Annotated in this window: 21 protein-coding genes and 1 tRNA gene; 8 read left to right on the top strand and 14 right to left on the bottom strand. The window is 63.5% G+C overall.

The window, feature by feature from the left end; genetic code table 11:
• Positions 1 to 8: 8 nt before the first annotated feature.
• The 4 genes from ilvC to NKH29_RS01100 all read left to right on the top strand — a co-directional run bounded on the left by ilvC (position 9) and on the right by NKH29_RS01100 (position 3,877).
• Positions 9 to 1,028: a ketol-acid reductoisomerase gene (gene ilvC, locus NKH29_RS01085; protein ID WP_352639676.1), complete on the top strand. Its 1,020-nt coding sequence runs from the start codon at positions 9 to 11 to the stop codon at positions 1,026 to 1,028.
• A 238-nt stretch (positions 1,029 to 1,266) separates the two neighbouring features.
• The gene (locus tag NKH29_RS01090) at positions 1,267 to 2,244 is read left to right on the top strand and encodes a DUF3592 domain-containing protein (protein ID WP_352639674.1); all 978 of its coding nucleotides are present in this window, start codon (positions 1,267 to 1,269) and stop codon (positions 2,242 to 2,244) included.
• Between the two features lie 495 nt (positions 2,245 to 2,739).
• Positions 2,740 to 3,261 (top strand): hypothetical protein, encoded by a 522-nt coding sequence (locus tag NKH29_RS01095; RefSeq protein ID WP_352844452.1) that lies wholly within the window; start codon positions 2,740 to 2,742, stop codon positions 3,259 to 3,261.
• Positions 3,254 to 3,877, top strand: a complete 624-nt coding sequence (locus NKH29_RS01100; RefSeq protein ID WP_352788440.1) for a hypothetical protein — start codon at positions 3,254 to 3,256, stop codon at positions 3,875 to 3,877. Before NKH29_RS01095 ends, NKH29_RS01100 begins: the two co-directional genes overlap by 8 nt.
• A gap of 11 nt (positions 3,878 to 3,888) precedes the next feature.
• Here the strand turns inward: NKH29_RS01100 and NKH29_RS01105 are convergent, their stop codons facing one another.
• Both NKH29_RS01105 and NKH29_RS01110 read right to left on the bottom strand, forming a co-directional pair.
• Positions 3,889 to 4,173: a PilZ domain-containing protein gene (locus tag NKH29_RS01105; protein ID WP_352483022.1), complete on the bottom strand. Its 285-nt coding sequence runs from the start codon at positions 4,171 to 4,173 to the stop codon at positions 3,889 to 3,891.
• Between the two features lie 175 nt (positions 4,174 to 4,348).
• Positions 4,349 to 4,936, bottom strand: coding sequence for a BA14K family protein (locus tag NKH29_RS01110; RefSeq protein WP_352483023.1), 588 nt, complete (start codon positions 4,934 to 4,936; stop codon positions 4,349 to 4,351).
• A gap of 187 nt (positions 4,937 to 5,123) precedes the next feature.
• Here NKH29_RS01110 and NKH29_RS01115 point away from each other — a divergent pair, with 187 nt between their 5' ends.
• Together NKH29_RS01115 and NKH29_RS01120 are read left to right on the top strand one after the other, a co-directional pair.
• Positions 5,124 to 6,236 (top strand): endonuclease/exonuclease/phosphatase family protein, encoded by a 1,113-nt coding sequence (locus NKH29_RS01115; protein ID WP_023720773.1) that lies wholly within the window; start codon positions 5,124 to 5,126, stop codon positions 6,234 to 6,236.
• A 7-nt stretch (positions 6,237 to 6,243) separates the two neighbouring features.
• Positions 6,244 to 6,972 (top strand): hypothetical protein, encoded by a 729-nt coding sequence (locus tag NKH29_RS01120; RefSeq protein ID WP_023720772.1) that lies wholly within the window; start codon positions 6,244 to 6,246, stop codon positions 6,970 to 6,972.
• Here the strand turns inward: NKH29_RS01120 and NKH29_RS01125 are convergent.
• From NKH29_RS01125 to NKH29_RS01140, 4 genes are all read right to left on the bottom strand, one after another.
• Positions 6,969 to 7,211, bottom strand: coding sequence for a hypothetical protein (locus NKH29_RS01125; RefSeq protein WP_023720771.1), 243 nt, complete (start codon positions 7,209 to 7,211; stop codon positions 6,969 to 6,971). The genes NKH29_RS01120 and NKH29_RS01125 overlap by 4 nt on opposite strands.
• 113 nt (positions 7,212 to 7,324) lie before the next feature.
• A complete protein-coding gene (locus NKH29_RS01130) occupies positions 7,325 to 8,542 on the bottom strand; it encodes an ABC transporter permease (RefSeq protein WP_352998827.1) in 1,218 nt (405 codons plus the stop codon).
• Positions 8,543 to 8,544: 2 nt separating this feature from the next.
• On the bottom strand, positions 8,545 to 9,252 hold the full coding sequence (locus NKH29_RS01135) for an ABC transporter ATP-binding protein (RefSeq protein WP_352495192.1): 708 nt from the start codon (positions 9,250 to 9,252) through the stop codon (positions 8,545 to 8,547).
• Between the two features lie 2 nt (positions 9,253 to 9,254).
• On the bottom strand, positions 9,255 to 10,547 hold the full coding sequence (locus NKH29_RS01140) for an efflux RND transporter periplasmic adaptor subunit (RefSeq protein WP_352483027.1): 1,293 nt from the start codon (positions 10,545 to 10,547) through the stop codon (positions 9,255 to 9,257).
• A 111-nt stretch (positions 10,548 to 10,658) separates the two neighbouring features.
• On the opposite strand from NKH29_RS01140, the gene NKH29_RS01145 reads away from it, so the two are divergent.
• Positions 10,659 to 11,579 carry a PhzF family phenazine biosynthesis protein gene (locus NKH29_RS01145; protein ID WP_352483029.1) on the top strand — a complete coding sequence of 307 codons (921 nt, stop codon included), beginning with the start codon at positions 10,659 to 10,661 and terminating at the stop codon, positions 11,577 to 11,579.
• A gap of 344 nt (positions 11,580 to 11,923) precedes the next feature.
• Positions 11,924 to 11,999 (top strand) — tRNA-Lys (locus NKH29_RS01150).
• Positions 12,000 to 12,077: 78 nt separating this feature from the next.
• Here the strand turns inward: NKH29_RS01150 and NKH29_RS01155 are convergent.
• From NKH29_RS01155 to cbiE, 8 genes are read right to left on the bottom strand one after another with little or no spacing between them, the layout of a single operon-like run.
• Positions 12,078 to 12,872 carry a hypothetical protein gene (locus NKH29_RS01155; protein WP_352998829.1) on the bottom strand — a complete coding sequence of 265 codons (795 nt, stop codon included), beginning with the start codon at positions 12,870 to 12,872 and terminating at the stop codon, positions 12,078 to 12,080.
• Complete coding sequence (gene cobT, locus NKH29_RS01160; RefSeq protein ID WP_352998831.1) at positions 12,844 to 13,854, bottom strand: nicotinate-nucleotide--dimethylbenzimidazole phosphoribosyltransferase; 1,011 nt, start codon at positions 13,852 to 13,854, stop codon at positions 12,844 to 12,846. Before cobT ends, NKH29_RS01155 begins: the two co-directional genes overlap by 29 nt.
• A gap of 24 nt (positions 13,855 to 13,878) precedes the next feature.
• Positions 13,879 to 14,652 carry an adenosylcobinamide-GDP ribazoletransferase gene (gene cobS, locus NKH29_RS01165; protein ID WP_352483032.1) on the bottom strand — a complete coding sequence of 258 codons (774 nt, stop codon included), beginning with the start codon at positions 14,650 to 14,652 and terminating at the stop codon, positions 13,879 to 13,881.
• 3 nt (positions 14,653 to 14,655) lie between these two features.
• Positions 14,656 to 16,005: a cobyrinic acid a,c-diamide synthase CobB gene (locus NKH29_RS01170; protein ID WP_352788431.1), complete on the bottom strand. Its 1,350-nt coding sequence runs from the start codon at positions 16,003 to 16,005 to the stop codon at positions 14,656 to 14,658.
• A complete protein-coding gene (cobA, locus tag NKH29_RS01175; RefSeq protein WP_023720763.1) occupies positions 16,002 to 16,808 on the bottom strand; it encodes a uroporphyrinogen-III C-methyltransferase in 807 nt (268 codons plus the stop codon). The genes NKH29_RS01170 and cobA overlap by 4 nt, the downstream gene beginning before the upstream one ends.
• Complete coding sequence (gene cobM, locus NKH29_RS01180; protein WP_352496381.1) at positions 16,805 to 17,569, bottom strand: precorrin-4 C(11)-methyltransferase; 765 nt, start codon at positions 17,567 to 17,569, stop codon at positions 16,805 to 16,807. The genes cobA and cobM overlap by 4 nt, the downstream gene beginning before the upstream one ends.
• Positions 17,566 to 17,946, bottom strand: coding sequence for a cobalamin biosynthesis protein (locus NKH29_RS01185; protein WP_023720761.1), 381 nt, complete (start codon positions 17,944 to 17,946; stop codon positions 17,566 to 17,568). Before NKH29_RS01185 ends, cobM begins: the two co-directional genes overlap by 4 nt.
• The gene (cbiE, locus tag NKH29_RS01190; protein WP_352483035.1) at positions 17,943 to 19,184 is read right to left on the bottom strand and encodes a precorrin-6y C5,15-methyltransferase (decarboxylating) subunit CbiE; all 1,242 of its coding nucleotides are present in this window, start codon (positions 19,182 to 19,184) and stop codon (positions 17,943 to 17,945) included. Before cbiE ends, NKH29_RS01185 begins: the two co-directional genes overlap by 4 nt.
• Position 19,185 lies beyond the last annotated feature (1 nt).

The following is a 19,185-nucleotide window of genomic DNA, read 5'->3' on the forward strand; positions in this document are numbered from 1 at the left end:
GAAGAAAAATGCGTGTCTATTACGATCGCGACGCCGATCTCAACCTGATCAAAGGCAAGAAGGTTGCCATCATCGGCTATGGCAGCCAGGGCAGGGCGCATGCGCTCAACCTCAAGGATTCCGGCGTCAAGGATATCGCCATTGGCCTCAAGGCCGGCTCGGCGACCGCGAAGAAGGTCGAGGCCGACGGGCTCAAGGTGATGAGTGTGGCCGATGCCGCCAAATGGGCCGACCTGATGATGATGGCGACGCCCGACGAGCTGCAGGCCGACATCTACAGATCAGAGGTCGCGCCGAACATCCGCGACGGCGCGGCGATCGCCTTCGCCCACGGCCTCAACGTGCATTTTGGCCTGATCGAGCCAAAAGCCTCGGTCGACGTCGTCATGATCGCGCCAAAGGGCCCGGGCCACACGGTGCGCGGCGAATACCAGAAGGGCGGCGGCGTGCCGTGCCTGGTCGCGGTCAACCAGGACGCTTCGGGCAATGCGCTCGATTTGGCGCTCTCCTACGCCTGCGGCGTCGGCGGTGGCCGTTCGGGCATCATCGAGACCAATTTCCGCGAGGAGTGCGAGACCGACCTGTTCGGCGAGCAGGTGGTGTTGTGCGGCGGTCTGGTCGAGTTGATCCGCGCCGGTTTCGAGACACTGGTGGAAGCGGGCTATGCGCCGGAAATGGCCTATTTCGAGTGCCTGCACGAGGTCAAGCTAATCGTCGACCTGATCTATGAAGGCGGCATCGCCAACATGAACTATTCGATCTCGAACACCGCCGAATGGGGCGAATACGTCTCGGGTCCGCGCATCATCACCGCCGAGACCAAGGCCGAGATGAAGCGCGTGCTCAAGGACATCCAGACTGGCAAGTTCACCTCGGAATGGATGCAGGAATACCGCGCCGGCATGTCGCGCTTCAAGGGCATCCGCCGCAACAACGACAGCCACCAGATCGAGGAAGTCGGCGCCAAGCTGCGCGCGATGATGCCGTGGATTTCCAAGAACAAGCTGGTCGACAAGGCCAAGAACTGAAGGAAATCCACGTTCGTTTCGTTACGCGTCCTCGGGCTTCGCCCTGCGGGCGCGTGGGAATTTCCAAGAACAAGCTGGTCGACAAGGCCAAGAACTGATCGCAATTTCATTGTCGATCAAGAAAGCCGGCGGAGCGATCCGCCGGCCTTTTTGCGTTGATTTCTCAGCAGGCGCGCTATTCCCGCTGTCGTGGTATGCGTGTGCAGGGCATGGCACAAAATGGCCAAGGGGGTGAGCGTTGGAACTCAAATTTCTGTTGGTCGGGTTTGCCTGCGCGGTTGCCGGCATGCTGTCCCTCGTCACCTTGCTGAAGTGGTGGGAGGTGAGGGCGGTCAGCCGCTGGTCTCCGACGCAGGGAAAGATCATCTCGTCGCGGGTCGAGGCTCGCGAGGTGACCAGTTCGGGATCCGGTTCGGACAGCAGAGGGTCGACCGAGATGCGCAACTTCCCGGCGATCACCTTCGAATACAAGGTGAACGGCAAGAAGTTTCGCAGTTCGCACTACAGCGTGCAGGAGAACCTTGGAAACTTTGCGGTGGCGGAAACCCTTGCGAAATTTCCAAACGGGGCCGGCGTAACCGTCTTCTACAATCCGGCCGATCCAGCCAAGGCCGTGATCGAACGCACCATGCCCGACGGTTCCTTCAAATTCATGGTCCAGCTTTCGGCCGGGTTGGTGGTCGGCGCGCTGGTATTGGTCTTCTCCGTTGGCGGCGTCCTGGAAGCGATCCGGCCGTTTTTGCCCAAGCCGCAGAACCTCGGCGCCGCGGCCCTGCTGCTTTTCATGGGATTGTTTGTCCTGCGCATGGGCTTTGCCCAGAAGTCACTTGCGGAACAGGCGGCCAAATGGCCCATCACGGCAGGACGCATCGACGCCTCGGGCCTGCAGAAATTCGAGACCCGCGACAGGTCCGGAGGCGGCTATCGGCCTTGGCACACAGTTTTCAAATCCCGCATCGTCTACAGCTATAGCGTTGCCGGCCAGCGCTACGCCGCCGATCGCATCGCTTTCGGCGCAAACGTGACGGCGTCGCTGCCGAGCCTCGTCAGCGGTCAATCACAGCGCTACCTCGAGGGCGACAAGGTCGAGGTCTACTACGATCCCGCCAATCCGGCTGCAGCCGTTCTCGAATGCAGGGTGCGTGGGCTTTGGCTACTGTGGATCTGCGCCGCTGGCTTCCTTGGTGGAGCCGCGCTTCTGGTAGGCGTAATCTGAAGCTGCTGTTCTAGATGCTGCATATCCAGCGGAAGAAGGCACCTGTCGTCAGCATCTGACAAGAACTCCGCTGTCGAAGCCAGGCCAGGTCAATCTCACCGTCGTGCCATTGCCAACGATATGGACGAGACGCGAGAACGGCTCTTCGATCGTGGGATCAGAACCGTAGCATTGGCTGGCCCGCGCCACCCAGCCCGTGGATATCTTGCGAAACGTTGCGTGTTCGCAGCCGAAAGCAGGAACCGACAGTGCCTCAGGGTACAATGTGTAAACAGTCTGGCGTTGAACATCCGCGACGGCGGTACAGTTCGATCTGTCCCCGGACCATGTGCCCACATAGGGTTCCGTGGCAAAGGCGCTGCCGCACGAAAATGTTAAGATCGAAATGAGCATCAAGAGATTTCGCATCATCGATTTCTTTCTTTCGACCGGGCCTCGGGTCATGCTAAAGCATCGATGCTTAAACTTCACAATGCTGCTGCTCCAGGGACTCAAATGATCATCCGCAAAGCAGCAGCTATTTTTCTGAGCATGCTGAGCCTGTTGCAAGCAGCGAACGCGACAGAATGTTCGCTCAGCCACGCGACCTATCGCGAGCCGCGTTCGGGAGCGACGATACAGTTCCGGCCCATCGACCGCGAACCGGCCGCGCTGACGACAGAGGTCTTTTCGCTGATCGTGCCCAATACCCCCATTCGTCTGCCATCGGACATCACCTGGACCAATGGCAAGTACTCGTTTCCTGTGGGGACGATTCGGCACACCTGCAACGACGACGATCGTGAGGCGGGTCTCGAGGACGGCACCGGGCTGTGCAGAGTGTGGGATGGGCAGGTCTATGCGTTCAACGCAGGCGGTGCCGAGCAGTTGAGCTCTCGCGAAGCCTCGCCGGCACCGACAGGGTTGCTGTTGCCTGACTTCGGCGCGATGTTGACCGAATGGCCCGATTTCGCCAAAGCCAATCCCGATGGCTCGGCCTGGGATGCCTTTACCTTGACGGGTTGCAGCGATGAATAGCAAGAGACTGCCGGCCTGCATCTGCGCCCTGCCGGTCCTTCTGGCCATGGCCATCGGGGCGCGTGCCGACCAAAGCAAGCCGTCGCGTCCGCCTGTCGACAAATGCACCTGGGAACGGCTGGCGGACAGAGATGTCGGGCTGGCTGCCTGGGTACAGCGCTGCGATTTCGGATTCCGCCAGATCCATTTCGAGCTTGGCGGCAATGCTCTTGCCATCAAATACAGCGATGGCGGGCCGGCCGATCCCGTCGTCGAAGTCTTCGATATGCTGCCGGGCGAGGCCGCTGGCGCCGCGTTGCAGCGAATATACTCGCAGAAGACCGAGAAGGCTGTCAGCACACGTTGCGTGCTCATGCCTTACACCGAAGGGGTCACGCCCACGGGCACCCTGCGGTATGTCTTCAGTCCCGATGCCGTTTATCTCAGTGAATTGAAAGCCGTTGCAGACCCTGACGAGGTCGGCGAACCGCCATGCGGCGAATGGGGCGAAGCCCCGGACGGCATTCAGTATTTCGAGGTACAATCACCCGAGCTGCGAAAGCTTCTGTTCATTCGCGTTGGCCAGGAGGAGCCGCTGTTTGACGAGCAGACACTGCAAGTCCTGCCACCCGGATAGGGCCGGGAACCTCAACCGTAGTGCCAGCTGGGCTTTGGTTCGGTGCCGGTGAACATCACCCCAATTCGGTCCTCGCGGCGCCAGCGGACCTCCGCCTTGTAGGCAATGCCGTCGGTTGGAACGTAGAGCAGGAACTCATCGGGCACGCGCGCGTCGATCGAGACCTTCAATTCGGCACCGCCGGCATGCATGTTGCGCAGCGTGCATGTGACCTCGGAGTTGGTCATGCCGGTCAGGATCGCCGCGCCCTTCAAGACGCGCTGCCGGCGTTTGTCCCTCTGTTCGTCCTCGGCCATCGTACGCAATCCAGCGATCTTTCGCGTCTCGGGCGTTCTGATCGGGAGGATTATTAGACCTGGCTGATAAAAATAGCGTTATCGCTGGTGGAGGCTGGACGATTTTCGCGATTCCTGGCTGAAAGAAAAAGGCGCCGCGAAGCACGGCGCCGAATGATGCTTGTTGTCGGCCTGCTCAGCTATAGGGCGAATAGCATTGCTGGCGCGGGCCGTTGTAGGGCTGGAACGTGTTGTCCCAGGCGCGGTACGACCGGTAGCGATTGTAACACCATTGGACATGCGCGCTGGACAGCCGCTGTGTCCGGTAATAGCGCCGCGGTGGCGGCGCGTCGTAGTAGTTGTAGTTGTTGTACAGGCTGCCAAGGCCGAGCCCCAGGCCCAAGCCAAGAATCGCGGCGCCCGCACCACCATCATCATAGTAGCCGCCACGGTAATGGCGGCGATGATGGCGCCTACGCCAGCTGTCGTCCCAGCCGCCATTGTCCCAGTGTCTCGAAAAATGACGGCCGCGGAAATTGTTGGACCGCCATCTCCAATCATTGTCGCCGTGCCATTGCCGAAAGCCGCGATGGCGCCAACGCCAGATCTGCCTGTCGTTGCCGCCTGCCCAATCTTCACGAATTTGCACGATGTCGGCGGCATTGCCCGCCACCGGCAGCAGGGGTTTGGGCATCGGCCCGGCAAGCGAGGGGGCCGAGAGGCCGGCTATCAGACCGAGGGCCATCAGCCCGGATCTGACGGAAGATAAAAAGAGCGGTTTCATCGCACTCTCCTAAGATTCAGGCCCCACGCCCAGAATACCCAGGGAAGAGCCCATTCATGGAACTTTCCATCTGAACGGAGGATGAACAAAAAAGGTTCCATCAACCATGACGAGCGCGCGGTCAATCGGGGCCGCCTGGGTTCTACGCCCTTGTTTTCGAGCGCGCTTGCGGGCAAAGGTCAAAGCCATGTCGCTGCGCCTCGCCACATTCAACGTCGAAAACCTGATGAACAGGTTTGATTATTCCGGATACCGCAATCAGCTCAACGAAGATCGCACGCTGGCGCTTTTCGACATCCAGAGCGAGGCCGAATACAAGATGCTCGAGCAGGCGCGGGCGATCGCGCAGTCTGACGACACGCGGCAGTTGACGGCACTGGCGATCGCGGCCACCCGCGCCGACATCATCTGCATGCAGGAGGTCGACAATATCGAGGCGCTGAGGGCCTTCGAATATGGCTATTTGTTCAAGATGGTGGGGCAAGGCTACCGGCAGAAATACACCACCGCCGGCAATGATTCGCGCGGCATTGACGTCGCCGTGATGATGCGCAACGAGACCGCGCAGGGCCAGCCGATCGAATTCGTGCGTATGACCAGCTACGCCTATGTCACGTTCGAGCAATTCGGGCTGCACACGGCGGAATTGGCAGCGCTTGGACATCAGGCCAATGAACGCATCTTCCGGCGCGACTGCCTGGAAATCGATCTGACGGTGGCTGGCGCGCCGTTGACACTCTATCTCGTGCATTTCAAGTCGATGGGCTCTCCCCGCAACGGCCTCGACGGCCGTGAAGCAACAATGCCGCTGCGCATCGCCGAGGCGCAAGCGGTGCGGCGGATCATTGAGGAGCGCTTCGGCAAGGACCATGCCGCCGACAAACGCTGGGCAATCTGCGGCGACATGAACGACTACCGGCAGCGCGTGAAGATTACCGGCGATGCCGTCGACGGCTATCGCTTCGAGGTCATCGACGAGACCCGGTCCTGCATCGACGTGCTCACTGCCGGCGGTTTTTGCGAAAACGCGGTCGAGCGGCGGCCGGAAATGGATCGCTGGACTTTCTATCACACGCGCGGACCGGAAGAGCGGCATCTCTGCCAGCTCGACTACATCCTTTTGTCGAGGGCGCTAGCCAGGCAGAACGCCACCGCCGTTCCCGATATCATCCGCAACGGCCAGCCCTGGCGGACCATATTTCCGGCGGGCCAGGAGGTCGAGCGCTTTCCACGCGCCGGGTGGGACCGGCCTAAGGCATCCGACCATTGCCCGGTAGCAATTGCCCTCGACATGGCGTGAGACACGCGTGAGTTTCGACCTGCCGCGCAACGTCATCCTGCCGGTCGATGCCATCGACGTCAGGCTCGATCCCGGCCCACATCCGTTCGAGCGCGATAATGCCGAGGCGATCGCCGCAAACTGGCGGCGTGAGACCGCAGCCAAGCCGGCGCTTTTTGACGGCACCGTGGTGCTGCTTTCCGCTCTCAGCTATCGCGACAATCGCCTCGTCGGCCGCTGCCATGCGGTGCGTTATTCGACCTTCATGCTTTGGCGCAGCAATAGGCAGGTGCCTGGCGCCGAACATGCCTACGCGCACGCCATGCTGGTCGCCGGCGACAACGCGTTGGTGGCGATCCGCATGGCGCCGCATACGGTCAATGCCGGGCGCGTCTACTTCGCCGCCGGTTCGTTCGAGCCAACCGATTTCCACGACGGCCTTGTCGACGTCGACTTCAACATGATCCGCGAGGTGCGGGAAGAGACCGGCCTCGACCTATCAGGCGCGGCACGCGGCAGGCACCATTACGCCCTGTCGACGGCAAGCGGCACGGTGATCTTTCGCCGCTACCGCGAGACGGCCTCCGCCGACGACCTGGCACAGCGGATCAGCGCTTTCGTCGCCGCCGAGTCAGAGCCTGAAATCGAAGGCCCCGTCATCATCCGCAATGCCGCCGATCTGCCGGACGGGCTGATGCCGCATATGAGACCGCTGATCGAATGGCACTTTGCGAGCGAGCAAGGCTTCCGACTCTAACGTCGTAGCCTGCCTTCAATAGCCTTGCGGTCGTTGCGGGCGGCGACAAAATACAACAGCACGCCGAGACCCAGGAGCGCCCCCATCGCCGTTCCCATCGTCTGCCCAATTACCTGCTGGAAGTCAGCGGTGACGCGATCGGGATTCTCCATCCCATAAAGGATCAAATTCCACCAAAGCCCTGCCAAGGCGGCTTCGACGATCACAATCGCCAGAGCCAGTCGCGCTTTCTTGCTCATCCATTGTTCCCCCTTAGTCCCCAACAGCATTGTTATCATTGCAGAATGTGCTGCGACAAGGGCAGGTTGCATAAAAAATCGGCAGCGTCTGGAGGCGACACTTGCTGCAACGCCTACTCATGTCTCAGCGCGTCGATCGGGTTAAGCCGCGCGCCGCGCAGCGCCGGGAAGAAGCCGAACACCATTCCGATCAGCGCGGAGAAGCCGACCGCAAGCAGGATGACCGCCGGGCTTGGCGCAAACGGGATCGTCAGCGTCAGCGAGGCAAGGCCGGCAAGCGCCAGGCCGATCAGGATGCCGATGATGCCGCCAAGCAGCGACAGCACGGTTGCCTCGACCAGGAACTGGATGAGGATATGCTTTTCGTGGGCGCCGATGGCGAGCCTGATGCCGATCTCGCGCGTGCGCTCGGTTACCGACACCAGCATGATGTTCATGATGCCGATGCCGCCGACGAGCAGGCTGACGCCGGCGACGGCGCCGAGCATGCCAGTCATGGTGGTGGTCGCGCTGGCCATGGCATCGGCGATCTGGGTCATGTCGCGGATCGAGAAATCATCGTCACGGTCGGGCGTGATGCGGCGTGTGTCGCGCAAGATGTCCTCGACGCGCTGCTGCAGCACCGTGGTCAGCGTACGGTCGTCGGCGGCGACATAGATCGAGTCGATGTCGCGATTACCGGCAATGCGACGCTGATAGGCGGCAAGCGGCATCAGCACGACATCGTCCTGGTCCTGGCCGAAGCCGGTATAGCCCTTCGGTTCGAGCAGGCCGATGATCTTGCAGGAGGTGCGGTTGACGCGGATGATCTCGCCTTCGGGATCGCCGGCGCCGAAGAACTGCTGGCGCACCGTCTCGCCGACGAGGCAGACGCCGGTGCCGGAGCGGGTTTCCGAATCGCTGAAGGGGCGGCCCGAGACCAGCTTCCAGTCGCGGGCATCGAGATAGGCGCTGTCGGTGCCGGTGACGCCCGAGGTCAGGCTTTCGGTGCCGAAAATGACGCGCACCTGCTTTTGCGACGCCGGCGAGATGGCGCGCGCGCCGTCCAGGTGCGCGACAAGCGCGGCGAAGTCCTTGTCGGCAAGAGGCCGGACCACCTGGTCGAGCCCTCCCGGGCCGCCGGGTCCGGCCGGCCGGCCGGAACGAATGACGAGCAGGTTGCTGCCGAGCTTGGAAATGTCGGACTTGACCTTCTCGGTGGTGCCCGAGCCGATGGTCAGCATGGCGATAACGGCGGCGACGCCGATGACGATGCCGAGCAGTGTCAGGAACGAGCGCAGCACGTTGCGGCGGATGGAGCGGAGCGAGAGGCGAACGGTTTCCCAGATCATGGCTAGGCCATCTCGAGATTGGCTGTGTCCGAGGCGACATGGCCATCGAGGAAACGGATCGTGCGCTGCGCACAGCCGGCAACATCGGCTTCGTGCGTGACCATCGCGATGGTCAGACCGAGCTCGGTATTCAACTGCGTCAGGAGCTCCATGATCTCGTGCGTGCGGGCGGTGTCGAGATTGCCGGTCGGTTCGTCGGCGACGAGCAGCGTCGGCCTGGTGACGATGGCGCGCGCGATCGCCACGCGCTGCTGCTGGCCGCCGGACAGCTCGGCCGGCGTATGATGCTCGCGGCCGATAAGGCCGACCTCGGCAAGTGCCTGCATGGCCAGGCCGCGGCGCTCGCGGGCACCGACGCCGCGATAGATCAGCGGCAGTTCGACATTCTCGGCCGCCGTGGTGCGCGGCAACAGATTATAGCCCTGGAAAACGAAGCCGACATAAAGATTGCGCAGCTGAGCACGGCGGTTGCGGTCGAGACGGCCGGCGTCGATGCCTTCGAAGCTGTAGGTCCCGGCCGTCGGCGTGTCGAGGCAGCCAATGATGTTCATGGCCGTCGATTTGCCCGAGCCGGACGGGCCCATGATGGCGACGAATTCGCCGCGCCTGATGGCGAGGTCGACGCCGGCCAGCGCATGCACCCGGGCTTCGCCCTGGCCATAGCTTTTGCAGACCTTGTCGAAGCCGATGAGGGTCGCGCCGGATGCCACGATCAGCTCCTCTGCTGCGAGGCGGTAATGACTTGTGCGCCTTCCTCAAGGCCGGAGACGATCTCGGTCAGTTCGCCGTCGGTCGAGCCGACCCTGACGTTGACCGGATGCGGCAGGCCGTTCTCCAGCACGTAGAGCGTGCGCGAGCCGTCGGTGGGCTTCGTCGCCACCTGGCGCTGGCGGTTGCCGCCGGGGCGTCCCATGCGGCCGGTAAACAGGTCGGTGAGGCTCCAGCCGCGCTCCGCCGTCTGCGCCGGCCGGTAGCGGAAGGCGATGGACGGCACGGTGAGCACGTTCTTGGCCTGCTTGGTGACGACCGAGACGGTGGCGGTCATGCCGGGCCGCAACAGAAGCTCGCTGTTATCGACATCCAGCCTTGCATCGTAGGTGACGACCCCGTCGGTGGTGACCGAAGCATAGGAAATGTCGCGGATTTCGGCGTCGAACGGCCGTTCAGGGAAGGCATCGACGGTGAAGCGCGCATGCTGGCCGGGCCTGACGGCGCCGATATCGGCCTCGTCGACTGCGGCTTTCAGCTCCATGTTCTTCAAATCCGCGGCGATGACGAACAGCACCGGCGCCTGCAGCGAGGAGGCGACCGTCTGGCCGGGATCGACCGAGCGCGTCAATATGATGCCGTCGATCGGAGCGTAGATGGTGCTCTTGGCAAGATCCGTCTGCTGCGCCTTGAGATCGGCATTGGCCATGGCGAGGTTGGCTCTGGCGATGTCGAGCGCCGCCTTCGAGCGGTCGCGCGTGGCGGTCGCCGCTTCAAGCGACTGGTCCGTCGCCATGCCGCGCTTGGTCAGTTGTACCGCGCGCACCAGACCCATTTCGTTTTCGGCGAGGGTTACGGTGGCGTCCTCGACGCTCGCCGCTGCTGCCTTTGCGGAAGCCTGGGCGCGCTCGATCTGTACCTCCAGCTTGGCAGTGTCGAGAGCGGCCAGCACATCGCCTTTCTTCACCAGCTGGTTCTCGTTGACCGAGACCGAGCGGACGACGCCGGAGAGTTCGCTGGAAATATCGACCTGGGTGAGGGGCTGCAGCGTGCCGGTAGCCGAAACCGCGACGGTGAGATCGGCCATGGCGGCCAGTGTCGTGGTATATTCGATCTTGGCGGGCGAGCCTGAATACCACTGGTAGCCGACAACCGCCGCGGCGACGGCGAGCAGCGCAAGCAGCGCGTAAAGCCAACCGCGACGGCGTTTTGTCTTCAGGCCCTGGTGGTCAAGCCCGAGCGCCGTCTCGATGGCGGAAGCGGATTCCGTCTTTGGCAGATTGACAATCTGGTCCACGCCGGACCCCTATGTTCAGTGATATCCCATCAGTGCACAAATCAGGCTTTATGGTTCAAAATTCAAATTAAATTTCGCTCATGTTGGGAATGAGGCAGAGGACTTACTGAAATGCAGCCGCGGAATTACTTGCTTTACGACGTATTCACCACTACCCGGCTGGCCGGCAATCCGCTGGCCGTCGTGCTGGACTGTGACGGGCTGGACCTTGCGGCGATGCAGGCCATGGCGCGCGAATTCAACCTGTCCGAAACCGTCTTCGTGCTGCCGCCTGATAATCCTAAACACCGGGCTCGTATCCGTATCTTCACGCCCGACTATGAAATGCCGTTTGCCGGCCATCCAACCGTCGGCTCGGCGATAGCGCTCGCCGAAATGGCAGGGGCCGAAAGGGCCGAGAATGGCGCTGGCATCTTTGTGCTCGAGGAGAATATCGGCCCGGTGCGCTGCGCTGTCAGCAAGCACGATAGTTCGACCTTTGCCGAGTTCGACTTGGCGAAACTGCCGGCGCAGCTGGAATTGTCGGCCGATCCCGAGGCGATCGGTGCGGCCCTTGGCCTTGGGCCGCACGAGATCGGCTTCGAGAACCACCGCGTTTCATTTTGGTCGGCTGGAGTGCCTTACGTGACCATCCCCGTCGCCAATCTAGAGGCGGCTGCCCGGATCAGGCTGGACAACCAGGCGTGGACGGAACTGGCGCCGCGCAAGAGCGAATGGGCCTTCGCCAGCCCCTATGTGTATTGCCGCGAGACGGTGCACCACGACAGCGCCTTCCATGTCCGCATGGTCGTACCCGGCAACCCTTCCTACGAAGACCCGGCGACCGGCTCGGCGGCCGCCGCCTTCGCCGGCGCGATCATGCATTTCGACCGGCCGACGGATGGTGCGTCGCAGCTGTGGATCGAGCAAGGGCTGGAGATGGGCCGGCCGTCGCGCATTCGCCTCGAACTGAATGTCGAAGGCGGCAAACTGGCAGCCGCCCGCATCGGCGGCCATGCGGTCAAGGTGGCGGAAGGCAAGCTGTTTGTCTGATCCTACCTTACGCTTCGTCATCCTAGGGCGGAGCAGGAGCGAAGCGACTCGCGAAGACTCTGGGATCCATGCCGTGACCGGACGGCAACGCGCCGACGGTGCAAGCTGGACTTCAACTAGCCGCCGTCTTTCTGCTCATTTGCGGACGGATGCTAATCCGCGTCGCTGCGTTCTTCGACGACTGTCACGGCACGGGTCCCAGGGTCTGCGCTCCGCTTCGCGTTCGCTCCGCCCAGGGATGACGAGACCCCCGGTGCGATTTGTCGGGAAATGAATCCGGCAGGGCTGGACATGGCGGATGTCGGCGGCTATATGCCCGCCAACGCCGGTTTTGCCGGCCGAGTGGGTGCGTAGCTCAGTTGGTAGAGCAGCTGACTCTTAATCAGCGGGTCCACAGTTCAATCCTGTGCGCACCCACCAAATTTTTCAGAAAATTGGTGGAAAGACCTAGAAAGCGGGATGTTTCGCCGCTGTCGGGTGGCCGCATTTATGCAACCGCTATTGGATAGTTGGCCGCAGACAGCTGAGGATCGCCCGCACTATGGCCAAGACGCCGTCGACGGCATCGAAGTTTGTCCTGCTTTTACCGACGGTCCATTTAAGGTCGGGTGCTTCGGGCAAACGGAGGTCCTGACAGACAAACCAGCCTGAAAGCATAAAGAGGTCTAGATGTCTCGGATCGCCTTCCGAATAGTAAGGAAATTGGAAGAACAATCTTACGGGGCCACCGTATGCTAGCTTGAAAGTCATCGAGAATCTAATATCATGACCAAATTTGTCTTCGAAGATTCCGCTAAAACTAAGGCCTCGGGCATCGTATTGATGCCATTGCCTCGATAGCCCCAAAGAACTCCAAGCCTTAAGGGTATGGGCTTTCAGCTCCTTGCGATTAGGGAATTTTGCCTCTTCAGGGTTATAGGGAGTAGGCGGATCGACATAGTCCGTCTCGGTTCTCCACTCCTCCGCAGCGCTGCGAAGATCTTCGAAAATCTGAACGATTTTCGGATTTGTCTGCTCGCCGGAAAAAATTGAAATTCGCCATTGAGAAATCATCTCGCACAGTTCTTCGACCGTATGGCCGGATCGCTCTGCCCAATCCGCCGTGGCCAGTATCCACGGCGAATTGTATTTCAACCCAGCAAAAGCTCCGCTCTTGCTGTCGAAATCTTCGATAATCCGAGCAAGAATATCGCGAAGCCCCTGTTTGGGGTTCCGAAATGTTGCGAGGGTTCGTTCATCGACGCAGCCCAAACTTTGCGAGCGTTTACGTCTCCGAAACACCAGCCTCAGCAAAGCTTGTCATGCGGGCGTGGCATTCGAGCGCTGAACGAACAATGTTGACGGCGAGGCAGGCGCCGGAGCCTTCGCCGAGCCGCATGCCGAGATCAAGCAGCGGCGGCAGGCCGAGCGCTTCGAGCAGGCGGCGATGGCCGGATTCGGCGGAGACGTGGGCAGCGAGTGTGTGGGCGAGGCCTGCCGGGTGCAGTTTCGCCAGGGGTGCGGCGGCGGCGGTGCAGACGAAGCCGTCGAGCAGCACCGGCACACCAAGACGGCGAGCGGCGAGCGTTGCGCCGAAGATGGCGGCGAGTTCGCGCCCGCCAAGCGTGGCTGCGATCTGCAGGGGATCAGTGAGAGCCTCGGCGTGGCGCTTGAGGCCGGCCTCGATGGCGACGATCTTGCGCACAAGGCCGGCATCATCGACGCCGGTGCCGCGCCCGGTCCATCTTTCCGCGCCGCCGCCGAACAGCGCGGTTGAGATGGCCGCCGCCGGGGTGGTGTTGCCGATGCCCATTTCACCGAAGCAGACGAGGTCGAGATCCTTGCTGACCGCGTCGTAGCCCGCGGAGACAGCGGCGAGGAAGGCCTCGTCATTCATTGCGGGTCCTTGGGTGAAATCGCCGGTCGGACGGTCGAGGTCGAGCGGGATAACATCGAGATCGGCGCCGGCGATGCGGGCAAGCTGGTTGATGGCGGCGCCGCCGCCGGCGAAATTCGCCACCATCTGCACGGTGACTTCCGACGGGAAGGCCGACACGCCTTGCGTGGTGACGCCGTGGTTGCCGGCGAAGACGAAGACCTTGACGCGGTCGAGCTTTGGCATGTCGCGGCCCTGCCAGCGCGCCAGCCAGGCGGCTATCGTCTCCAGTCGGCCGAGGCTGCCTTGCGGCTTGGTCAGCGTGTCCTGACGGCGGGCGACGGCATTGGCCGCGGTGTCGCTGCCGTTGGGCAGGTCAAGGCAGGCGGCGCGCAGTTCATCGAGCGATTTGAAAGGCATGGGGACAAAATCTCCGAAACAGAGTCAGGAAAGGGAAACGGAAGCGACGATCAGGATTGCGATCTCGCCGAGCTGCTGGAGGGCACCGACAGTGTCGCCGGTCTGGCCGCCGATCTGGCTGATGCACAGCGCGCGGAAGGCGGCAAACAAAAGCGCAAGCAGGATGAGCGCGAAGATAGCAGCGCCGAACCCAAGCGCCAGCAGCGCGACCGCACCGAGTACGGCACCGATGCCAGCGGTCTCAGTCGTAACCAAGCCTGCTTCGGCCGAGAGGCCGTCGCTGCGAGCCGGCGGCAAAAGGTGCATGAAGGCGCCGAGCAGGCCGCGCGAGGCGGCATGCGCGGCAATGAGAGCCCAGAAGACAGGGGCCGGGCCGGCGAATCCAGAGAGCACGCTCCAGCGGATCAGCAGCGAGATGCTGAGTGCGCAGGCGCCGTAGGCACCGATGCGGCTGTCGCGCATGATCTCCAGTTTCCTGTCGCGCGTCTTGCCGCCGCCAAAGCCGTCGGCGACATCCGAAAGCCCGTCTTCATGCAGGCAGCCGGTGGCGAGCAGGATCGCGGCAAGGGTCAACGCTGCAGCAGGGCTCTCGGCTAGGCCTAGCCTCGTGCCGACGGCGTAGACCAGGGCACCGGCCAGAGCGACGGCGAGACCGGCAACGGGTGCAGCCCAGATCGCAGCGGCAAGGCTGCGGCCACGGAAGTCGGCTCTCGGCAGCGGCAGCCGGGTAAAGAAGACGAGGCAAAGCGCGATGTCGTCGAGCAGCTGCCGTTGCGAGGGGATCTGGAGTTTGAGCATGATCTATTCCGAAAACCGGCTACCACTTTTCGGGATCATGCTCTCGCCCCTCGCAATGGCGTGGAAGAAGGTGCCGCTGACATTGCCGCGCTGGTAGCCCGACGCACCAAGCGGATTGCCTTGTCCGTCGGCAAGGTCGGCCAACGGTTCGTCATTGCCGGTCGCAACCATCTGCGCGTAGTGGAATTCATGGCCGCGGATCAGCGTGCCGTGGCTGCCGAGCGGGCACCCGGAACGCAGCCGCGCCTCGCGGTAGCCGAGATTCATCTTGCGCTTGGCGAAGCTGGTCGAATGACCGAGCAGGCCAAGCATTCGATGCGTCTCGCCCGACGCGTCCTCGAGCGCCTCGCCGAGCACCATGAAGCCGCCGCACTCACCATGCACCGGCCGCGTAGCGGCGAACCGCGCCATGCCGGCTCTGAAATTCGCCGCGGCGGCGAGGCGACCGGCGTGAAGCTCGGGATAGCCGCCGGGCAGCCAACAGACATCGCAATTGTCGCCTGGTGCTTCGTCGGCGAGTGGCGAGAAGGGAATAATCTCGGCGCCGGCCTTGCGCCAATGCATGGCGACATGCGGATAGAGGAAGCTGAAGGCGGCGTCCTCGGCAAGTGCAATGCGCTGGCCGGGGGGCGGCAGCGCGTCGCCGAAATTGCCCGGCGCGGGCGTGAATGGCGCCGCCAGCGCCATGATGGCGTCGAGGTCGAGCGAGCGCTCGACCATGTCGGCCAGCCGGTCGAGGTGCGCCATCAGATTCTCATATTCGCCGGCCTGGACGAGGCCGAGATGGCGCTCGGGCAGGTTGAGCGAGGGATCGCGCAAGATAGCGCCGACGACAGGCAGCCCGAGTGCCTCGATGGCATCGCCGCATAGCCGGCGGTGGCGCTCGCTGCCGAGCCGGTTGAGCACGACCCCCGCCATGCGCACATCCGGATCGTAGGTGGCAAAACCCTTGGCGACGGCCGCTGCCGTGGTCGACTGGCCGGAAACGTCGAGCACCAGCAGCACCGGCAGGCCGTAGAGCCGGGCAAGGTCGGCAGCCGAGCCGGACCGTCCTGGAGCAGCCGGAATCCCGTCGAACAGGCCCATGGCGCTTTCGAGAAAGATAAATTCGGCATCCTCGTTCGCTTCACCAGCCAGCGCGTTGAGCAGGGCAGGCGGCATTGCCCAACTGTCGAGATTGACGCCGGACAGGCCGGTGGCTGCGGCGTGGAAGCCGGGATCGATATAGTCCGGGCCGGATTTGGCGCCGCGCACCTTCAGGCCGCGCCGGGCGAGCGCGCGCAGAATGCCGATGGTGACGCTGGTTTTGCCCGAGCCCGAGCGCGGCGCGCCGATGATGATGGCGCGGGTCATGACTCACCCGCCAATGCCGCGCGCATCGCGACGATGCCGCCAACGACGATCAGCGCCGGCGAGGTCAGACCGGCGGCCGCTGCCTCTTCCGCAATGGTGGCGAGCGTGGCGACGACGATCCGTTCCTGCGGTGTCGTCGCAGCGACAATTACCGCGGCGGGCGTCGAAGGCGCCAGCGCGCCCTCAAGCAGCGAGGCGGCGATCAGCGGCAGATTGGCCATGCCCATATAGATGACCACCGGCTGGCCGGTACGGGCGATGGCCGCCCAGTCGAGATCGTCATCGGTGCCGGCGGCGTGACCGGTCGCCAGGATCAGCGCCTTGTTGATGCCGCGCATGGTGCCGGGAATGCCGGTGGCGGCCAGCGCGCTGAGGCCGGACGTCAGGCCAGGCAGGATGTGGAACGGGATGGTTTCCCCGGCCAGCGCCAGCGCCTCTTCGCCGCCACGCCCGAAAATATAGGGGTCGCCGCCCTTCAGCCTGACGACGCGCCGGCCCTCGCGCGCCAGCCGGACCAGCAGAGCGGTGATGTCGTCCTGCTTCATCGATGGTTTGCCACCGCGCTTGCCGGCATAGAACAGTTCCGCGCCCTCGGCGACGGCGACGACTTCGGGCGAGACCAGCGCGTCATAAACCAGCGCGTCGCACTGTCCGAGGGCGGCCAGCACTTCCAGCGTCAGGCAGCCGGGATCGCCAGGGCCGGCGCCGGCCAGCCAGACATGTCCGGGCTCCAGCTGGCGCGGCTTGAAGTTCAGCCGGGTGAGCGCCTGCTCGACAGTAGTGTTTCTATTGCTGCCGCTCACGATCCGTCTCGTCCGCGAAAACGCCGCTGGTAGTGGGCGTCGTAAAGTGAACTTTCACTAAAATCTTCCGCCGCCAGCGAGCGGCCGACGAAGATGATCGCCGTGCGTTCCATAGGATCCGCGCCTAGCTGCGCCTCAATGGTCGCCAGCGTGCCGGTCAACACCCGCTCGTCCGGCCAGGAGGCGCGGAAGACGACCGCGACTGGGCAGTCGGCGCCGTAGTAGGGCGTCAGCTCGGCGACGACGCGGTCGACAGCGTGGATGGCGAGGTGGATGGCGAGCGTGGCGCCGGTGCGGCCGAAGCCGGCCAGTGTTTCTCCGGGCGGCATTTTCGAGGCGCGGCCGGAGATGCGGGTCAGCACCAGGCTTTGCGCGACTTCCGGAATGGTCAGCTCGCGGCGCAGCGCGGCGGCCGCGGCGGCAAAAGACGGCACGCCCGGCGTCAGCGTGTAAGGGATGCCGTGCTTTTCCAGCCGGCGGATCTGCTCGGCAACGGCGCTCCACACGGAAAGGTCGCCTGAATGGAGGCGGGTGACATCATGGCCGGCCGCGTGGGCTGCCAGATATTCGGCCTCGATCTCGTCGAGTGACATCGGCGCGGTGTCGATCAACATCGTTCCGGGCGCGCAGTGCTGCAACAGCTCCGGCGCGACGATCGATCCGGCATAGAGGCAGACGGGACAACTGCCGAGCAGACGGCTCCCGCGCAAGGTGATCAGATCGGCGGCACCCGGGCCGGCGCCGATGAAATGGACGGTCATACCGCATCTCCGCTGATGGCGATGGCGCAGGTGACAGCACCGAGCACGGTGCGTGGTCCGAGCAGTTTTGCGCCTTTGCCGGCGGCGGCAAGCGCGGAGGCTTCGGAAACCGAGGGCGTGCCGGCGTGCTCCTGTGATAGGTTGGAGTGGCTGGTTGTAGATGCAGCTTTGAGTTCGTCCTGCTCGACAACGATCACCGGAAGGCGGAGTTCGCGTCCGGCGGCGAAGATTGCCGCTTCATCCTGCTTGAGAGACGCGGTCGCGAGCGCCGAAAGCGCGGGCAGGGCAAGCCCGTGCGCCTCCAGCGCGGTTTCTACCGCAGCAAGCACGTCGCGTGCGCTGACGCCTTTGCGGCTGCCGATGCCCGCGACCATCATGGCTTCACCCAGCTCCATTGGGTGACCGGCATAGCCGGCCGCCAAGCCTGCATCGAACCGACCGGCGAAGCACGGGATATGGCGATGCGGGTGAGCTCGCCGCCGAGCGCAGCGTGACGGGAAAGCAGCAGTGCCTCCATCTCCAGCGTCACCGCGTTGGCGACGAGGCGGCCGCCGGCGGGTAAGGCATCGATGGCTCTTTCCAGCACGCCGGCATCGCTGCCGCCGCCGCCGATGAAGATCGCCGCCGGCGTTTCCAGTCCGGCAAGAGCTTGCGGTGCCGAACCTTCAACGACGGCGAGACCGGGAACGCCGCAGGCCGCGGCGTTGTGTCGGATGCGCGCGGCGCGGGCCGGATCGGCTTCGACGGCGATGGCGCGCATGGAGGGATGCGCGAGCATCCATTCGACGCCGATGGAGCCGGAGCCGGCGCCAATGTCCCACAGCAGTTCGCCGCGCCTTGGCGCGAGAGCGGACAGGGTGACGGCGCGCACTTCGCGCTTGGTGATCTGGCCGTCGTGCTCGAACAAATGATCGGCAAGGCCCGATGTCAGCGGCAGGACGCGTGCTTGCGGGGTCGAATCAACTTCGATTGCGAGCACGTTGAGTGGGTTGATCTTTTCGAGGTCGAAAGCGCCGGCGTTCGCCGAGCGCAGCCTTTCGTTCTGCCCACCCAGCGCCTCCAGAACCGTCAACCGCGAGGCGCCGAAGCCGAGTTCGGTCATGAGACGGGCAATCGCTTCCGGTGCATCGCTATCGGAGGTCAGCGCCAGAATGCGGGTGCAAGGATGCAGCAACGGCCGGATCAGGTCGAGCGGGCGGCCATGCAGCGAAATGGTCTCGACGTCCTGTAGCGCCCAGCCCAAGCGTGAGGCGGCCAGCGAGAAGGCCGAGGGCGCGGGGATCACCCGCATATCCTCCGCCGCGACCTTGCGGGCGAGGGTGACGCCGACACCGTGGTAGAAGGGATCGCCGGAGGCCAGCACGCAGACGCGTCTGCCGGAGAGCGCCAGCACGTCGCGCATTTCGGCATCGAAAGGCGTCGGCCAGGCGCGCGCTTCACCTTTGGCGAGCGATGCGACGAGGGCCAGGTGGCGCTTGCCGCCGAAAACGAATTCGGCACCCGCGATCAACTGCTTGGCCTCGTCGCCGAGACCCGCTACACCGTCCTCGCCGATGCCGATGATCGTGAGCCATTTTGGAGTGAGCACGGCGGCGCGCGGACCTTCAGCAGGCATG

The organism is Mesorhizobium sp. M1295 (genome assembly GCF_040318135.1).
Lineage (GTDB): Bacteria > Pseudomonadota > Alphaproteobacteria > Rhizobiales > Rhizobiaceae > Mesorhizobium.